We start from the raw sequence: 17,442 nt of genomic DNA, 5'->3' as shown, positions 1-17,442 counted from the left end.
CACAACTCAAGCTATGCTTCTTTCGCCCAGTGTCCGTCTAAGGAAAAGGCCCTCGACATGCGCATTCTCATCACCGGCGGTGCCGGATTTATTGGCTCCGCCCTGATTCGCCACCTGATAGAACACACTGAGCACGAAGTGCTTAACCTGGACAAACTCACCTACGCCGGCAATCTTGAGTCGCTGACCAGCATCGCGTCCAACAGCCGCTATGAGTTCGTCCAGGCCGACATCGTCGACCAGGCCACCGTCAGTGCCGTACTGGCGCGCTTCGAGCCGCAGGCGATCATGCACCTGGCGGCCGAGTCCCATGTCGACCGCTCCATTGACGGTCCGTCGGATTTTATCCAGACCAACATCGTCGGTACCTACAGCCTGCTGGAAGCCACACGGGCTTATTGGCAGAAGCTGGCAGAACCGGCCAAAAGCGCGTTCCGCTTTCACCACATCTCCACGGATGAGGTATACGGCGACCTGCACGGTGTAGACGATCTCTTCACTGAAACCACGCCTTACGCACCCAGCTCACCTTATTCCGCGAGCAAGGCAGCCTCCGACCACCTGGTACGCGCCTGGCAGCGCACTTATGGCCTGCCGGTGTTGCTGACCAACTGCTCGAACAACTACGGGCCGTTCCACTTCCCCGAGAAGCTGATCCCGCTGGTCATCCTCAACGCCCTCGCGGGCAAGCCACTGCCGGTCTATGGCGATGGTTTGCAAGTGCGCGACTGGCTGTTCGTCGAAGACCACGCCCGTGCCCTGCTCAAGGTGGTAACCACCGGCGTAGTCGGCGAGACCTACAACATTGGTGGTCACAATGAGCAGAAGAACATCGATGTGGTGCGCGGCATCTGCGCCCTGCTCGAAGAACTGGCGCCGCAACGCCCGGCCGGCGTGGAAAAATTCACCGACCTGATCACCTTCGTCAAGGATCGCCCAGGCCACGATCAGCGCTACGCGATCGATGCCAGCAAGATCGAACGCGAGCTGGGCTGGGTTCCGCAAGAAACCTTCGAAACCGGTCTGCGCAAGACCGTGCAGTGGTACCTCGACAACCTGGAATGGTGCCGCAGGGTCCAGGATGGCAGTTATCAAGGTGAACGACTCGGCAACACTGACGCAAAGGATCTGATCGCATGATGAAGGGTATTGTATTGGCCGGCGGTTCCGGCACCCGTTTGCACCCCATCACCCTGGGCGTGTCCAAGCAACTGTTGCCGGTTTACGACAAGCCGATGATCTACTACCCGATCTCGGTGCTGATGCTGGCGGGGATCAAGGACATCCTGGTGATTTCTACACCAACGGACTTGCCGCAGTATCGTAACCTGCTGGGTGACGGCAGCCAGTTCGGCGTGCGCTTCAGCTATGCCGAACAGCCGTCTCCGGACGGACTGGCTCAAGCCTTCATTATTGGTGAAGAATTCATCGGTGAAGACCCGGTGTGCCTGATCCTGGGCGACAACATTTTCCACGGCCAGCACTTCGGCGAGCAGTTGCGCACCGCGGCCCAACGCCCGTCCGGCGCCACCGTGTTTGGCTATTGGGTCAAGGATCCTGAGCGTTTCGGCGTGATCGACTTCGACAAGGACGGCCGTGCCCTGTCCATCGAAGAGAAACCGGCGAAGCCCAAGTCGAGCTATGCCGTGACCGGGCTGTATTTCTACGACAACGACGTGATCCAGATTGCCAAGGCGGTCAAGCCTTCGCCGCGTGGCGAATTGGAAATCACCGATGTCAACAACGCCTACCTCAAGCGAGGTGACCTCCACGTTGAACGTTTCGGCCGCGGCTTCGCCTGGCTCGACACTGGCACCCATGACAGCCTGCTGGAAGCTTCAACCTACGTGCAGACCATCGAGCATCGCCAGGGCCTGAAAGTTGCTTGCCTGGAAGAGATCGCCTATCAGAACGGCTGGATCGACCGCGACTATCTGCTGGAGCGCGCCAAATACTTTGGAAAAACCGGCTATGGTCAATACCTGTACTCACTGGCCGACGAGGACACTAAATGAATGTAACCGCGACTGAATTGCCCGGTGTATTGATCATCGAACCGAAGGTTTTTGGCGATGATCGCGGTTTTTTCTATGAAAGTTTCAACGCCCGGCATTTTGAACAAGCCACCGGGTTGCAACAGCAGTTTGTGCAGGACAACCACTCACGCTCGCAAAAGGGCGTGTTGCGGGGCCTGCACTATCAGGTCGAGCACGCCCAGGGCAAACTGGTGCGTGTGACAGCCGGTGAGGTTCTGGACGTGGCGGTGGATATCCGCCGCAGTTCGCCCAACTTCGGCAAATGGGCCAGCGTGCGCCTGTCTGCCGGCAATAGTCGCCAACTGTGGATTCCACCGGGGTTCGCCCATGGTTTTGTGGTACTCAGTGATTACGCCGAGTTCCTCTACAAAACCACCGACTATTACACGCCGGCAGCCGAACGTTGCATCAGTTGGAACGACCCCACGCTCAACATTGACTGGCAACTCGATGGCCCGCCGATCCTGTCCGCCAAAGACCAGAACGGCAAGAGTTTCAAAGACGCGGACGTGTTCTCGTGACCTCCCGTCTGAAAATCTTGATCACCGGGCAACACGGCCAAGTCTCCCAGGAGCTGCAACAGCGGCTCCTGGGCTTGGGCGAACTCATCGTACTGGGCCGCGACCAACTCGACCTGGCCAACGTCGAGCAGATCCGCCAACAGGTTCGCACCCATCGCCCCGGCCTGATCATCAATGCTGCGGCTCACACCGCTGTCGATCAGGCCGAAAGCGAACCGGATGCAGCGTTTGCCATCAACGCAACCGCGCCCGGCATCCTTGCCGAAGAAGCCAAGGCCCTGGGCATCCCACTGATTCACTACTCGACCGACTACGTGTTCGATGGCGCCAAGCCGGCGCCGTATACCGAAAACGACGCGCCAAACCCGCTGGGCGTCTATGGCCAGAGCAAGCTTTCGGGCGAGCAGGCGATTGCAGCGGTGGGCGGGGAGTACCTGATTTTACGTACCAGCTGGGTGTATTCGAGCCACGGCAAGAATTTCCTGCTGACCATGCAGCGTCTGCTGCAAGAAAAACCGCACATGCGCATCGTCGCTGACCAGATCGGCGCGCCGACCTGGGCCGGCAGCATCGCCGAGAGTACCCGCGCCCTGATCGAGCGCTGGTTGGCTGGCGCAGCGGGTGAATGGGGGGTGTATCACCTGACCGCCCAGGGCGAGACCTCATGGTTCGGCTTTGCCCAGGCGATTGGCGAACACCTGCGTGCGCAAGGCAAGCCTTGCGCCGAGCTGGAAGCGATCCCGTCCAGCGCTTACCCGACGCCCGCCCAGCGCCCGCTGAACTCGCGTCTGGATTGCAGCCGCCTGCAGCAACAATGGCAGGTCAGCCAGCCGCGTTGGCAAGACGCATTGCGCGAGTGTCTTGCAGGGCAGCACTAGGCATAATGCGCCTGTACCCACAGGCGCATGACTTCCATGACTCCACCCCTTCCACGAAGACCTCGCTGGCGCAGCCTCGCCCTGTTGGCGTTATGCCTGGCCCCACTGCTGTGGCCGCTGGAACACTTGGCCGAGCGCTATTACGGCAGCGAGTTGGCGGGTCAGAACCGGCAAACCCTCGACCTGTACGTGGCCAACCTGTTGGGCACCCTGCACCGCTACGAAGTCTTGCCGCAGATCCTGGGGGACCTGCCCGCCCTGCGCACGGCCCTGGACGCGCCTCAGGTGAGCACCAACCTGGCCAACGCCAACCAGTTGCTCCAGGACGTCGCCGCCCAGGCCGGGGCGGAAGTGATGTACCTGATGGATACCTCCGGCAAAACCCTGGCGGCTTCCAACTGGGACAAGCAAGACAGTTTCGTCGGCCGTAACTTCTCGTTCCGACCGTATTTCAGCGAGGCCATGGCTGGGCGTCTGGGGCGTTTTTTCGGCCTGGGCACCACTTCGGCCAAGCGCGGCTACTTCTTTGCCGCCGCCGTGCGCGATGGCGAAAAGATCATCGGCGTACTGGTGGTCAAGGTCGACTTGGACCATACCGAAAGCCTGTGGGGCAATACACCGGAACAGCTGTTGGTGACCGACCACAATGGCGTGGTAATCCTGACCTCGCGCCCGCAATGGCGGTTTCGTGCCACCCGGCCACTGACCGCCGCAGAGCGTGAGGCGATTATCGCGATCCAACCTTACCCCACCCGCGACCCACAGCCGCTGGCGCTGAGTGCCACGGCATGGCTGCGTCAATCCACGGCCATCGCCGAAACCGGCTGGAATGTGGAGATTCTCGCGCCACGCTCACTGATCAATCGCCCGGTGCGCACGGTGGTCGCCGTCGGTGGCGCGACGCTGTTGGTGTTGATGCTGTTGCTGGGTCTGATGATGCAACGTCGGCGGCATTACCTGGAGCGCATTGCCTTCGAAGCCAAGGCGCGCCGCGAGCTGGAAGCACGCGTGGCCGAGCGTACCAGCGATCTGGAGGGCCTTAACCGGCGTCTGAAACAGGAAGTACTGGAACGCGAGCACGCCCAGCAGGAACTGGTGCGCGCCCAGGATGACCTGGTGCAAGCCGGCAAGCTGTCAGCCCTGGGCACCATGTCGGCGAGCATCAGCCACGAACTGAATCAGCCCCTGGCAGCGATCCGCAGTTATGCAGAAAACGCCGAGATCCTGCTCGACCATGAACGTACCAACGACGCCCGGGGCAACCTCAAGCTGATCAGCGAACTGACCGGGCGCATGGCCTCGATCATCGCGCACCTGCGTGCGTTCGCCCGGCGCGACCGCCATGCACCGGAAAGCGTGGCCCTGCAGCCGGCGCTGGATGATGCACTGGCGTTGCTGGCCAAGCGGCGGCGGTCGATGGAAGTCGAACTGATCCGCGATCTGCCGGAGGCGACCTTATGGGTGCAAGCCGGGGAAACCCGCTTGCGCCAAGTGCTTGGCAACCTGCTGGCCAACGCCCTGGACGCCCTCACCGAAAAAGGCCCGCCGCGAAAACTCTGGTTGAGTGCCCAAACCACTGAACAGGGCGTCAACCTGTACATTCGCGACAACGGCCCCGGGTTCTGCATGGAAGCCCTGGGCCGCGCCAGCGAACCGTTCTACACCACCAAGACCCGCACCCAGGGCTTGGGGTTGGGCCTGGCGATCTGCGAAACCCTGATGCGTGCCTTTGGCGGCGAACTGCTATTTGCCAACCACAAGGAAGGCGGCGCGTTGTTAACCTTGAAATTGCGTGCCGGTTCGCCGGGCGTCAGTCTGCAACCGTCCGAGGACCGCAGTGTATGAGTATCGATAACCAGATTCAGGTGGTGTTGATCGACGACGATCCACACCTGCGTCAGGCCCTGTGCCAGACCCTGGACCTGGCCGGACTGGCTGTCCTGACGCTGGGTGAAGCGACCGGCCTCACTGCGCGCCTGACGCGGGACTGGCCAGGGGTAGTGGTCAGCGACATCCGCATGCCCGGCATGGACGGCCTGGAGCTGCTCGCCGAACTGCACGGCCAGGACCCGGACCTGCCGGTGCTGTTGATCACCGGCCACGGCGACGTGCCGTTGGCGGTGCAAGCCATGCGTGCCGGGGCCTACGACTTTCTGGAAAAACCCTTCGCCAGCGACGCCCTGCTCGATAGCGTGCGCCGCGCCCTGGCGCTGCGCCGCCTGGTGCTGGACAACCGCAGCCTGCGCCTGGCCCTCAGCGACCGCCAGCAACTGAGCACACGCCTGGTGGGGCACTCGCCACAAATGCTGCGCCTGCGCGAGCAGATCGGTGCCCTGGCGGCGACCAAGGCCGACGTACTGATCCTCGGTGAAACCGGCGCCGGCAAGGAAGTCGTGGCGCGTGCGCTGCATGACTTGTCGAGCCGGCGCAGCGGGCCGTTCGTCGCGATCAACGCCGGCGCCCTGGCCGAATCGGTGGTGGAAAGCGAACTGTTCGGCCACGAGCCCGGTGCTTTTACCGGCGCGCAGAAGCGCCGTATCGGCAAGTTCGAATTTGCCAACGGCGGCACACTGTTCCTCGATGAAATCGAAAGCATGAGCCTGGATGTCCAGGTCAAGCTGCTGCGCCTGCTGCAGGAGCGCGTGGTCGAGCGTCTGGGTGGTAACCAACTGATCCCGCTCGATATCCGCATCATTGCCGCCACCAAGGAAGATCTGCGCCAGGCCGCCGACCAAGGGCGCTTCCGTGCCGACCTGTATTACCGGCTAAACGTCGCTCCGTTGCGCATTCCGCCGCTGCGTGAACGAGGGGAAGATGCGTTGATGCTGTTCCAACACTTCGCGGACGAAGCCGGCAGCCGCCACGGCCTGCCATTGCAGGAGTTGCAACCGGGCCAGCGTGCGCTGCTGTTGCGCCACAGCTGGCCGGGCAATGTGCGCGAACTGCAGAATGCAGCCGAGCGCTTCGCCTTGGGCCTGGAACTGGCCTTGGACAACACCCAGGACAGCCCTTCCACGGCCGTGCTCACCTCCACACCGGGCGGCTTGAGCGAACAAGTCGAACAGTTCGAAAAAAGCCTGATCGCCGCCGAACTGACTCGCCCCCACAGCTCCGTGCGCAGCCTCGCCGAGGCGCTCGGCATCCCGCGCAAAACCCTGCACGACAAATTGCGCAAGCACGGCTTGATCTTCGCCAACCAGAGTACCGACGAAGAATGATCCACACACACCAAGAGGCCCACATGAACCGCGACAGCCGTTACCTGGAATCCGTGCTGCACCATGACATCCCCCTCACCCGGGAAATGGGTCTCAAGGTACTCGACTGGCAACAGGGCCAATTGGCGCTGCATCTGCCGTTGCAGGCCAACATCAACCACAAGAGCACCATGTTTGGCGGCAGTCTCTACTGCGGCGCGGTATTGGCCGGCTGGGGCTGGTTGCACTTGAAGCTGCGTGAAGAAGGGGTTGAGGATGGGCACATCGTCATCCAGGAAGGACAGATCAGTTATCCGCTGCCGGTCACACGGGATGCCACCGTAGTGTGCCCTGCCCCCGAAGAGAAGGTATGGAAGCGCTTCTTGGCGACATACAAGCGCTATGGCCGTGCACGCCTGATGCTGGAGACGTGGATTGTGAACGAGGGCAGTGCAGACCACGCTGTGGCCTTCACTGGGCAGTACGTCCTGCACCGCTAGATGCTACGACGCAAAACTGAATGTGTGGGCTTGCTCCCGATAGCGCTGTGTCAGTTAACGAATATGTCGACTGGCCCACCGGTATCGGGAGCAAGCCCCCTCCCACATTTTGGCGTGTGGGATCTTAACGGCGGGCCAGGGCCAGCAATCGCTCGCGCCAGGCTGCCTTGGCCGGCAGAGCCAGGAAAAACGGATTCAGCAATGATTCCCGGGCCGGGTAACTGAACGGCTCGCCACTCAACTCCAACACTTCACCGCCTGCGCCTTCCAGCACACCTTGAGCAGCGGCGGTGTCCCATTGCGATGTCGGCGCCAACCGCGGGTAACAATCGGCGCTGCCCTCGGCCAACAGGCAAAACTTCAACGAACTGCCGATATTGGCCAGCTTCAGCTCGCCCAACCCGGCGCTCAAACCGTCCAGCAGGCGCTCCTGCTCAGGGCTGGTATGGCGACGACTGGCAACCACCGTAAAGGGTTCGCCGACTGCTGGTGCCTCGCGCACCTGAATCTGCCTGGGCGCTTCGTTTACATCGGAACGCCAGGCGCCCAGGCCCGCGCCACCGAAATAACAGCGACCACTGGTCGGCATGGAGACCACGCCAAATACCACGCGGCCCTGTTCAACCAGCGCGATGTTGACGGTGAACTCTTCACTGCCGCCGATAAATTCCTTGGTGCCATCCAACGGGTCCACCAGCCACCACCGCTGCCAGCCGGCACGTACGCTCTGGTCTATATTCGCGTCCTCTTCGGACAGCACCGGAATACTCGGGTCCAGCGCGGTCAGGCCGGCCAGAATCAGATGGTGAGCGGCCAGGTCCGCCGCCGTCACGGGGGAGTCGTCAGCCTTGGAGGTGACGGCAACATCGGCCCGCCAGTAAGGCAGGATGACCTCACCGGCCTGGCGGGCCAGCTCGATCACAGGAGCTATAAACGGATGGCCCAGAAACAGTTCGCTCATACGATAAACGCTCCACGCTGGGTCAACAGGTCTCGCACCAGATACAACGCGGCCAGGGCACGGCCTTCGCTGAACTGCTCGTTCTGCGCCAACTTCGACAGCTCGCGCAGGTTGACCCGGTCCACCCGCATCGGCTCTGGCTCATCGCCTTCCAGGCGTTCTTCGTAGAGATCGGTGGCCAATACCACCTGGATTTTCTGGCTCATATAACCAGGCGACAGCGAGAGTTCGGTGAGGTGTTCCAGTTGACGCGCGCCATAGCCGGCTTCCTCCTTGAGTTCGCGGTTTGCCGCCGCCAGCACGTCTTCGCCGGGCTCGATCAAGCCCTTGGGAAGGGACAACTCATATTCATCGGTACCGCCGCAGTACTCTTCCACCAGCAACGCATGATCGGCATCAATCATCGCCACAATCATCACCGCCCCATAACCGGTACCGCGCCCCACCAGGCGTTCGTAGGTGCGCTCAACGCCATTGGAAAAGCGCAATTGCACTTCCTCCACGCGGAACAAACGGCTACTGGCGACTATTTCTCGGGCGAGAACGGTGGGTTTCTGGCGCATAAGCGGCTCCTTGGCGTGATCGGGTTACTATACCGTGGCTTTTCCGATTGTCTGTGTCGGATATCTTTACTTACATGAGACCGCCCCATGCCCTCTTTGCCCTGGCACGCCATCGACACCGTCTTGCTGGACATGGACGGCACCTTGCTCGACCTGCATTACGACAACCACTTCTGGATGGAGCACCTGCCCCAGCGCTATGCCGAGCTGCATGGGGTGAGCCGCGCCATGGCCGAGATGGAGTTGCAGCCTCTGTTCGAGCGTAACGCCGGACAGTTGCAATGGTATTGCCTGGATTTCTGGAGCACGGAGCTGAACATTCCGGTGCGTGAGCTCAAGCTGGAAACCGCCCACCTGATCGCCTTGCGCCCGGATGCGGACACTTTTCTGGCGGCGATCAAACAGGCCGGCAAGCGCGTGATCCTGATCACCAATGCTCATCGTGATTCGTTGTCATTGAAGTTGGAACGCATTGAACTGGCGCCGTATTTCGAGCGTTTGATCAGTTCCCACGACTATGGCTTCGCCAAGGAAAACCCGCAGTTCTGGCACGCCCTGCACGCCGACATCGGCTTCGACCCGGCACGCAGCCTGTTTATCGACGACACCTTGCCGATCCTGCGCAGCGCTCGGGATTTCGGGGTGAGCCATTTGCTGGCAGTGAGGGAACCGGACAGCCGAAAAGGCCCCAAGGACACCGCAGAGTTTGCCGCCGTCGGAGACTACCGTGATCTGATTGCCGGCCTTTAACGCAATGAGGGAGGGGGTTGCCCCCCTCCCTCATCAGGCCCAGCCTGTTACTCAGGAATACGCAGCGTCTGCCCTGGGTAGATCTTGTCCGGATGCGACAACAATGGCTTGTTGGCCTCAAAGATCTTGTTGTACAGGTTGGCATTACCGTACACCGCCAGCGAGATCGCGCTGAGGGTGTCACCTTTTTTCACTACGACGAAACGGGCAGCCGCAACAGCTGGCCCGGATACAGTGATTTGATCATCCACACTGGCTACGCCGGCAATATTGCCTGCCGCCAGGATGATTTTTTCTTTCTCTTCCTGGCTGGCCACTTCACCGGTAATCGTGACCTTGTCACCGTCAACGGTGGCATGCACGTTCGGATTACCCAGCCCGACATCCTGGATATGCTTTTTCAGCTCATCACTGGCGCTGGCATTACCGGGCGTCAGCAGATTGATCAGCTTTTCGCCTGCTTCCTTAACAAAACTGAGAATACTCATAGTGCGCTCTCCTTGGGATTTGGTTTCCAGATGCCCAAGACTAGACCAGTCCTACAGACTTGGGTTCCACGCCGACCAAAGACCCGTGATCGACGCCATCTATCAATAGATCAATACTGGCAATTAGACGCGACCCTTTGTCGCGCCTAGTCTAAGCCTAGATCAATCCGCTGGTAGCACTGCCGCAGAGTAGTACGCGCGGGTTTACAGCCCTGCGATGGAGACCCGCCATGAGCAATCATCACCAAGCCGACCAAACCCCTACCCCGCGCTACAAGCCCTATAAAGGCCCGGCCGGTGGCTGGGGCGCACTGATCAGCGTGGCGCAAGCCTGGCTGACCAGCGACAACGCGCTGAAAAACCTGCGCATGATGCTCAAGACCAACCAGAACGGCGGCTTTGACTGCCCAGGCTGCGCCTGGGGCGATTCGCCGGAAAGCGGCATGGTCAAGTTCTGCGAGAACGGCGCCAAGGCGGTTAACTGGGAAGCCACCAAACGCCGTGTCGACGCGGCTTTCTTTGCCAAGCACAGTGTCAGCGCGTTGCTGGAACAGAGTGACTATTGGCTGGAGTACCAAGGCCGCCTCACCGAGCCGATGCGCTATGACGCCGAGACGGACCGCTACAAGCCCATCAGTTGGGAAGCCGCCTTCGAGCTGATCGGCAAACATCTCAACGCACTGCCCAGTCCGGACATGGCCGAGTTCTACACCTCGGGCCGTGCCAGCAACGAAGCGGCCTACCTGTATCAGCTGTTCGTGCGCGCCTACGGCACCAACAACTTCCCGGATTGTTCGAACATGTGTCACGAGGCCAGCGGCGTGGCTTTGGCGCAGAGCGTCGGCGTGGGCAAAGGCACCGTGACCTTCGATGACTTCGAACATGCCGACGCGATTTTCGTCTGGGGCCAGAACCCCGGCACCAACCACCCGCGCATGCTTGAACCGCTGCGCGAAGCCGTCAAGCGTGGCGCTCAGGTGGTGTGCATCAACCCGCTCAAGGAGCGCGGCCTGGAGCGCTTCCAGCATCCGCAACATCCGCTGGAAATGCTGACCAACGGCGATAAGCCGACCAACACCGCCTATTTCCGCCCCGCACTGGGCGGCGACATGGCCATCCTTCGCGGCATGGCCAAGTTCCTGCTGCTGTGGGAGCGCCAGGCCCAGGCTGAAGGTAAGGAAGCCGTGTTCGATCACGATTTCCTCAACGCCCACACCGCCAACGTGCTCGATTACCTGGGCCAGATCGACGACACCTCCTGGGATGAAATCGTCAAGCAGTCCGGCCTGACCCTGGTGGAAATCGAGCAAGCGGCGCGAATGTACGCCACAGGCAAGAACGTGATCATGTGCTGGGCGATGGGCATCACCCAACACCGCCACTCGGTACCCACCATCCAGGAAATTGCCAACCTGATGCTGCTGCGCGGCAACATCGGTCGTCCAGGCGCCGGCCTGTGCCCGGTGCGTGGCCACAGTAACGTGCAGGGTGACCGCACCATGGGCATCAACGAACGCCCGCCGGTGGCCTTCCTTGATGCGCTGGAGCGCCGCTTCCAGTTCCAGGTGCCACGCACCAACGGTCACAACGTGGTCGAAGCGATCCACGCCATGCTCGAAGGCCGTTCCAAAGTGTTTATCGGCCTGGGCGGCAACTTCGCACAAGCCACGCCAGACAGCCCGCGTACCTTCCAGGCCCTGCGCAACTGCGACCTGACGGTGCAGATCAGCACCAAGCTCAACCGCAGCCACCTGATGCACGGCAAGGATGCGCTGATCCTGCCATGCCTGGGCCGTACCGATATCGACATCCAGGCCAACGGCCCGCAAGCGGTCACCGTGGAAGACTCGTTCAGCATGGTTCACGGCTCTAATGGCCAGTTGCAACCTTTGTCGAAGTTGATGAAATCCGAACCTGCGATCCTGGCCGGTATCGCCGCCGCTACCCTGGGCAGCAAGCCGGTGGATTGGAACTGGCTGGTGGCTGACTACGGACGCATTCGCGACCTGATCGCCGACACCATCCCGGGCTTCAAGGGCTTCAACGAAAACATCAAGCATCCGGGCGGTTTCTACCTGGGCAACGCTGCCGGCGCGCGTCGCTGGAACACCCCTTCGGGGCGCGCCAATTTCCGTCCGAATATCCTGCCTGAAGACCTGATTCACGAGCGCACCCATGCGACCGGCCGCGTGCCGGACCTGATCATGCAGTCAATGCGTTCCCATGATCAGTACAACACCACTATTTACGGCCTGGATGACCGCTACCGTGGGGTGAAAGGCCAGCGTGACGTGCTCTTTGTCAACGAAGCCGACATCATCCGCCTGGGCTTCAAGCCCGGGCAGAAGGCCGACATCGTGTCGCTGTGGGAAGACGGGCGTGAGCGCCGTGTGAAGGGCTTCACCTTGCTCGCATTTGATATTCCGGCAGGGCAGGCAGCCGCTTACTACCCGGAAGTGAACCCGCTGGTGCCACTGGAAAGCACCGGGGATGGCAGCCATACACCGACATCGAAGTTCGTGGCTATTTGCCTGGAGGCGGCGAGTGACGACGGCCTGATCATGGCGCGCTCGGCGTAAATTCCAGGCACAAAAAAGGCCGCTTTTGCATAAAAGCGGCCTTTCCCAAGTAGCTAAAGACTCACAAAAAAGACTTAAGTTCCCCAGTAAAAACAGTAAGTTATAGAATTGTGTACAACTCGTGCTACTGGTCGGATTTCTATTGTCACAGTATCGATACAGCCCCAAGATCGCGCCGTCATCCTCTTGAGGTCTCCCTAATGAAGTTCTCCTCGATTCTCTTGTTGTCCCTTGGCCTGGTCAGTGGCGCAGCCATGGCCGGTGGCACCGCCGAAGCAGGCGTGGGCGGCGCATTGGGCGGGGTTCTAGGTTCAGTTGTTGGCCAGCAGCTAGGCGGCAACACCGGTTCGACCATCGGTGCGGCATTGGGCGGCGCGGGTGGCAGTGCGGTCGGCGCCGACAAACGCAGCCGTGGCGAAGCCGCCATTGGTGGTGCACTGGGCGCAGCAGGCGGCAACGTGGTTGGCCGCAGTGTCGGCGGCAGCACCGGTAGCCTGATCGGCGCAGCAGCCGGCGGCGGCGCAGGTGGCGCACTGGGCAACTACATGGGCAACAAGAGCGATGACGAAGACCGCCATTACCGTGGCCGTGACAACCGTCGCTACGACCGTGATGACCATCGCGGGCGCGGTCACGCTTATGGGCATCGCAAGAACAAGCATCACCACCGTTATGATGATTGATAAGGCCTGAAGCCTTCGTCCTGGGTGTAGGCGTGCGCGCCTACACCACCAAACGCTGCAACGCCTCGCGCAACATCGCCGGAATAGTGACCGGCTGGTTCGACCCTCGATCCACGAACACATGTACAAAACGCCCCGCCGCGCAGGCGTCCTCCTCGCCCGCCTTGAACACCGCCAATTCATACTGCACTGAGCTATTGCCCAACTTGCCCACCCGCAAGCCGACGTCAATGCGTTCGGGAAAGGCAACCGACGCGAAATAGTCGCACGCAGAACTCACCACAAATCCCACCACTTCACCGTCATGAATATCCAACCCTCCCTGTTCGATCAGGTAGGTATTCACCGTGGTGTCGAAGAAGCTGTAATAGGTGACGTTGTTCACATGGCCGTACACATCGTTGTCGTGCCAACGCGTGATAATCGGTTGCAAGTGTGGGTAGTCGGCACGTGTTGGCACTGAATCAGGCATGGGCGGGTCTCGTGAAGTGAATTTACAGGTGCTTCAGATGGGCTTCGGCCCATTCGCGCACTTCGGCGTAAGGGTAATCCTCCAGCGCAGCAAACCCCGGGATACCCCGCGCCTTCAATGAATTGAACAAGGGCACGCTGATACCACCGAGAAACCGCGTCAACCGCTCGGAGCCGGGCAATTGGCCCGTCAATGCATGATGCCTGTGGATAAAATCCCCGCACAGCTCCATGAAATTTTTATCCACAAGGGGCGGTAAGCTTGGCGGTGGCGGAAGGTGCGCCACACGGCCGTGGCATACCGAACAGTGCCCGCAACGTTGAGGTGCGTTTTCGTCGCCAAAATATTCGGCCAGGCGCTGCCCCAGGCAGCGTTCGGTGGCGAACAGATCCAGCATGGCGTGAATCCGCGCCACCTCGGTAACCTCGTGCTGCTTGAAGCCTGTGTATAACTCGGCGCTCAAGGCCTGTGGATCAAAGTCGGTATCGAGCAGGCTGTAGACCTCGGTCATCTGCTTGCTTTCGAGTTCGATCAAGCCTTGCTCCTGAAAGTAATCCAGGGCTTTCACCACTCGATTGCGTTCGGCGTTGTGCTGCTGATACAGCGCGTCAAAATCCACCGTCGCCCAGGTTCGCGCACGCTTGCACACCTCGATGATCGCTGCGACGAACTGTTGTCGCTCCCCCGAAAACCTTGCCAGCAACGCCTCAGGTTCGACCAGGTATTTGAAACGGTATTCAGCATAGAACGCGTAGCGCGGCGCAATCACGCCCTTGAGTTCCAACTGCACCAGCAACGTCTTGAGCGGCAACTCGCGGATATTGCTGTGCTCAGACAATGACCTCAGCAAAAACTCCCATTGCCCCTCTGGCCGCGCCGCCTGCAATGCCTCCAGCACACGCAGAATGCCCTCTTGCTCGGGTGTATCACCGTAGACGAAATTTTCCAGCACGTTGAGGCTGTCGCGGTTAGCCAGTACCAGGCAGTCGGAGGCTTGAGCGTCGCGCCCGGCACGGCCGATTTCCTGACTGTAGTTCTCAATGGACTTGGGCAAGTCGAAGTGCACCACATTGCGGATATCACTTTTGTCGATGCCCATGCCAAACGCGATGGTGGCGACGATGCAATTGGAGCGTCCGCCCATGAAGCGTTGCTGGATGCCCTCACGTTTATCGTGGGGCAAACCGGCATGGTAGGCCTCAGCCTGGATGCCATTGCGATTCAGGTGCTCGGCAATCTGCTCGGCGGTCTTCTGCAGGGTGACATAGACGATGCTCGGCTGGTTGGCGCGCTCGCCCATCCACTCGACCAAACGCCGACGCTTGTCGGGGCCGCTTACCGGCTCCACCAGCAGATTGAGGTTGGGCCGGTAGAAGCCAGTGGCGACCACATCCTGCGGTGCAATGCTGAACTTGGCCTGCATGTCGGCAATCACCTTGGGCGTGGCCGTGGCCGTCAGCAGCAGCGCCTGTGGGATGTTGAACTGCCGTTGGTAGTCTGGAAGCTTCAAATAGTCCGGGCGGAAGTTATGGCCCCACTCCGAAATACAGTGCGCTTCGTCCACCACCAGCAGAGAGATCTGCACGCTTTGCAGGAAATTACGAAAACGCTCGTTCTTCAAGCGCTCCACGGAAATCATCAGGATTTTCAGCTCGCCCGAGCGGGCACGGGCCATTACCTCATTGGCCTCATCGCGGCTCTGGGCCGAGTCGATACTGCCGGCTGAAATCCCATGACGCTGCAGAAAGCCCAATTGATCCTGCATCAACGCCAACAAAGGTGACACCACCAACGTCAGATGCGGAAGCAGCACGGCCGATAGCTGGTAACACAAGGACTTGCCCGACCCTGTAGGGAAGATCGCGGCTGCCGAACGGCCGGCCAGCACGGCCCTGACCGTTTGTTCCTGGCCCGGGCGGAACTGTGGATAACCGAAGACCTGTTGGAGGGTGTCGTGCATAGGCTGTCACTCCATTGACTGCTGAGTTGGCTCAAAAACATAGCCTGTGAATCTCAGCGAATCGAGAAAGGTCGCAAGTAAAAAGAGACAGGATGATACATGGGGTCAGGGATGGCCCAGGGCCGAAGGGGGGGAATAATCCGAGGTGCTGGCAGGAAAGATACAGATCCAAATGTGGGAGGGAGCAAGCCCCACCCCACATTCTTGGTTCTACAGCAGGGGCTGAATCAGCGGTTCTGTACCCGCTCGATCGCCGTGTCATACACCGGGTTGGCCTTCTGCTCCTTGGCTAACTGGTAGTGACGCAAGGCGTCCGGGAACTGCCCTGCAGCTTCGTAGATGCGCGCAATGTTGTAGTAGGCCCCTGCACGCACGGTTGCAGCATTCGCACCGGTAGCCAGGGCGATAGCCTTGCGGTTGGCCCAGATCGACTCGGCGGTGTTACCGGCCTTCTGATACGCCAGGCCCAGGTTGCCATAGGCTTTACCGAAGCCGTTATCCAACTCGATGGCTTGACGGAACAGCTCGATGGCCTGGTCCAGATTACCTGCCTGGTAGGCTGCTTCACCCTGCACGTTCAGACGCTTCGCATCGGTTTGTGCGGAAGAGCTGACGGCCACCGCGGTCACTGCAACGCTGTCATCCAGCAACGCTTTGACTTCGTTGAGGACGTTCGGAGCATCGACTTGCACACCACTGAAATTGTTGATGTCCTGGAAATCACCGCTACCGGTCATGCGGAACACCGTCCACAAGTTACCGCTACGGTTCTTCGGCACGTAGTAGGTGCGTACCAGGGATTGGCCCATGTACACGAACACCTTGGCCTCACTGTTGGACAGCTGGCGAGAGCCTGGATTGCCGCTATTGGTGAAGTCATGCACGGCGTAGACATAACTTTCGCCGTAGTGCTTTTTCTGCAGGGTGATGGTTTCCGGGCCGTAGCTGTCGGTGTCATCCACATCCAGTTCGGCGTCGGTGCCTTTCTGGTTGCCGAAGAAGATATTGTTACCAGGGAAGATCATGTGAGAGTCGAGGTCTTCCGGGGTTTTGCCCCAGGTCAGCACGACCCGCAGGCCGTCGAGATTTTCCATGACCGGGCTGATGGCGTAGGTCATCCCTGCGCAAGGACACTTCACCACCAGATTCGAGTAGCCGGCTTTTTTGATGATCAGCAGGTTGGACGCATCGTCGGCCGCCTCGCTGGTCAGTGTCACCTGGCCCTGGGCGTTGGTACGGCCCACGACGTTTTGCGCACCATTACGCTGCAACAGCACTTCGGCATCGGCAATCTTCTGGTCCTTGACCACCGCACTGAGCACCTCAATCGGCAATTGCTCGGCTTGAATTGAAAACGCCACTGCACACAATGACATCGCCGAGGCGACACGAAGCAAACCCATGCTTAACTCCCTTTAAGTGGTGGGCGGAATCGCCCTACGAGATTTTGCGGTGAAACATACGCTGAATTCAGACTGCTTGCGTTTTTTTTATACAGAATGTGACGTGGTTTTTATCCCGCCTGCTCGCTGATGTATCGCAGTGCTATGGCGGCTGTGTAGGGGACGTCTTCGGACGTGTCGGAGTGCTGTTTCCGGCTGGCCAACCCGCTCACAGTCCGCCGCCCATCAACGCATTCGCGCAGCCACGGATCTGCTGGAAGCTGCGCAACACGTTCAACTGCAACCCGCACAATCGCAAATCTAAGAGCGACACCCTGTGTAGGAGCGAGCTTGCTCGCGAAAATCGTCAACGATGACGCGGTAAACCAGAAGGCGCGCGGCCTCCTTTGGTTTTTCGCGAGCAAGCTCGCTCCTACAAAGACCAGTGTTGCCTGTTGAATCACTGCCAAGC

Annotated in this window: 16 protein-coding genes; 10 read left to right on the top strand and 6 right to left on the bottom strand. The window is 60.2% G+C overall.

What is annotated here, in order from left to right:
- The first annotated feature begins 57 nt into the window (after positions 1–57).
- Genes rfbB through DK870_RS00840 form a run of 7 tightly spaced genes read left to right on the top strand, consistent with a single transcriptional unit; the run spans position 58 to position 7,132 of the window.
- Positions 58–1,140, top strand: coding sequence for a dTDP-glucose 4,6-dehydratase (gene rfbB / locus DK870_RS00870; RefSeq protein WP_090367463.1), 1,083 nt, complete (start codon positions 58–60; stop codon positions 1,138–1,140).
- A complete protein-coding gene (gene rfbA, locus DK870_RS00865) occupies positions 1,137–2,015 on the top strand; it encodes a glucose-1-phosphate thymidylyltransferase RfbA (RefSeq protein WP_161547672.1) in 879 nt (292 codons plus the stop codon). The genes rfbB and rfbA overlap by 4 nt, the downstream gene beginning before the upstream one ends.
- Positions 2,012–2,557 carry a dTDP-4-dehydrorhamnose 3,5-epimerase gene (rfbC, locus tag DK870_RS00860; protein ID WP_090367467.1) on the top strand — a complete coding sequence of 182 codons (546 nt, stop codon included), beginning with the start codon at positions 2,012–2,014 and terminating at the stop codon, positions 2,555–2,557. The genes rfbA and rfbC overlap by 4 nt, the downstream gene beginning before the upstream one ends.
- Positions 2,554–3,435, top strand: a complete 882-nt coding sequence (rfbD, locus tag DK870_RS00855; protein WP_244701534.1) for a dTDP-4-dehydrorhamnose reductase — start codon at positions 2,554–2,556, stop codon at positions 3,433–3,435. Before rfbC ends, rfbD begins: the two co-directional genes overlap by 4 nt.
- Positions 3,436–3,471: 36 nt before the next feature.
- On the top strand, positions 3,472–5,280 hold the full coding sequence (locus DK870_RS00850; RefSeq protein WP_060754647.1) for an ATP-binding protein: 1,809 nt from the start codon (positions 3,472–3,474) through the stop codon (positions 5,278–5,280).
- A complete protein-coding gene (locus DK870_RS00845; protein WP_090367471.1) occupies positions 5,277–6,653 on the top strand; it encodes a sigma-54 dependent transcriptional regulator in 1,377 nt (458 codons plus the stop codon). Before DK870_RS00850 ends, DK870_RS00845 begins: the two co-directional genes overlap by 4 nt.
- Positions 6,654–6,676: 23 nt before the next feature.
- Positions 6,677–7,132, top strand: a complete 456-nt coding sequence (locus tag DK870_RS00840; protein WP_104995241.1) for a YiiD C-terminal domain-containing protein — start codon at positions 6,677–6,679, stop codon at positions 7,130–7,132.
- A gap of 124 nt (positions 7,133–7,256) precedes the next feature.
- Here DK870_RS00840 and cysQ read toward each other — a convergent pair whose 3' ends face one another.
- Positions 7,257–8,093 (bottom strand): 3'(2'),5'-bisphosphate nucleotidase CysQ, encoded by an 837-nt coding sequence (cysQ, locus tag DK870_RS00835; protein ID WP_060754650.1) that lies wholly within the window; start codon positions 8,091–8,093, stop codon positions 7,257–7,259.
- Positions 8,090–8,656: an ADP compounds hydrolase NudE gene (gene nudE, locus DK870_RS00830; RefSeq protein ID WP_161547671.1), complete on the bottom strand. Its 567-nt coding sequence runs from the start codon at positions 8,654–8,656 to the stop codon at positions 8,090–8,092. The genes cysQ and nudE overlap by 4 nt, the downstream gene beginning before the upstream one ends.
- An 87-nt stretch (positions 8,657–8,743) precedes the next feature.
- Here nudE and yrfG point away from each other — a divergent pair, with 87 nt between their 5' ends.
- A complete protein-coding gene (gene yrfG / locus DK870_RS00825) occupies positions 8,744–9,406 on the top strand; it encodes a GMP/IMP nucleotidase (RefSeq protein ID WP_090367477.1) in 663 nt (220 codons plus the stop codon).
- A 47-nt stretch (positions 9,407–9,453) separates the two neighbouring features.
- Here yrfG and lysM read toward each other — a convergent pair whose 3' ends face one another.
- Positions 9,454–9,894, bottom strand: a complete 441-nt coding sequence (gene lysM / locus DK870_RS00820) for a peptidoglycan-binding protein LysM (RefSeq protein WP_060754653.1) — start codon at positions 9,892–9,894, stop codon at positions 9,454–9,456.
- Between the two features lie 230 nt (positions 9,895–10,124).
- On the opposite strand from lysM, the gene DK870_RS00815 reads away from it, so the two are divergent.
- Entirely contained in the window at positions 10,125–12,473 is a 2,349-nt protein-coding gene (locus tag DK870_RS00815) for an FdhF/YdeP family oxidoreductase (protein WP_161547670.1), read from the top strand.
- A 200-nt stretch (positions 12,474–12,673) separates the two neighbouring features.
- Positions 12,674–13,156, top strand: coding sequence for a glycine zipper domain-containing protein (locus DK870_RS00810; RefSeq protein WP_060754655.1), 483 nt, complete (start codon positions 12,674–12,676; stop codon positions 13,154–13,156).
- A 40-nt stretch (positions 13,157–13,196) separates the two neighbouring features.
- Here DK870_RS00810 and DK870_RS00805 read toward each other — a convergent pair whose 3' ends face one another.
- From DK870_RS00805 to DK870_RS00795, 3 genes are all read right to left on the bottom strand, one after another.
- Complete coding sequence (locus DK870_RS00805; protein WP_104995237.1) at positions 13,197–13,628, bottom strand: thioesterase family protein; 432 nt, start codon at positions 13,626–13,628, stop codon at positions 13,197–13,199.
- 22 nt (positions 13,629–13,650) lie between these two features.
- Positions 13,651–15,588 (bottom strand): ATP-dependent DNA helicase RecQ, encoded by a 1,938-nt coding sequence (locus DK870_RS00800; RefSeq protein WP_161547669.1) that lies wholly within the window; start codon positions 15,586–15,588, stop codon positions 13,651–13,653.
- Positions 15,589–15,815: 227 nt separating this feature from the next.
- Positions 15,816–16,991, bottom strand: coding sequence for a tetratricopeptide repeat protein (locus DK870_RS00795; protein WP_060754658.1), 1,176 nt, complete (start codon positions 16,989–16,991; stop codon positions 15,816–15,818).
- Positions 16,992–17,442 lie beyond the last annotated feature (451 nt).

The organism is Pseudomonas sp. Q1 (genome assembly GCF_009935975.1).
Taxonomy (GTDB): domain Bacteria; phylum Pseudomonadota; class Gammaproteobacteria; order Pseudomonadales; family Pseudomonadaceae; genus Aquipseudomonas; species Aquipseudomonas palleroniana.
Note: the sequence above shows the minus strand (reverse complement) of the source record. Positions and strands in the feature narration are given on the sequence as shown.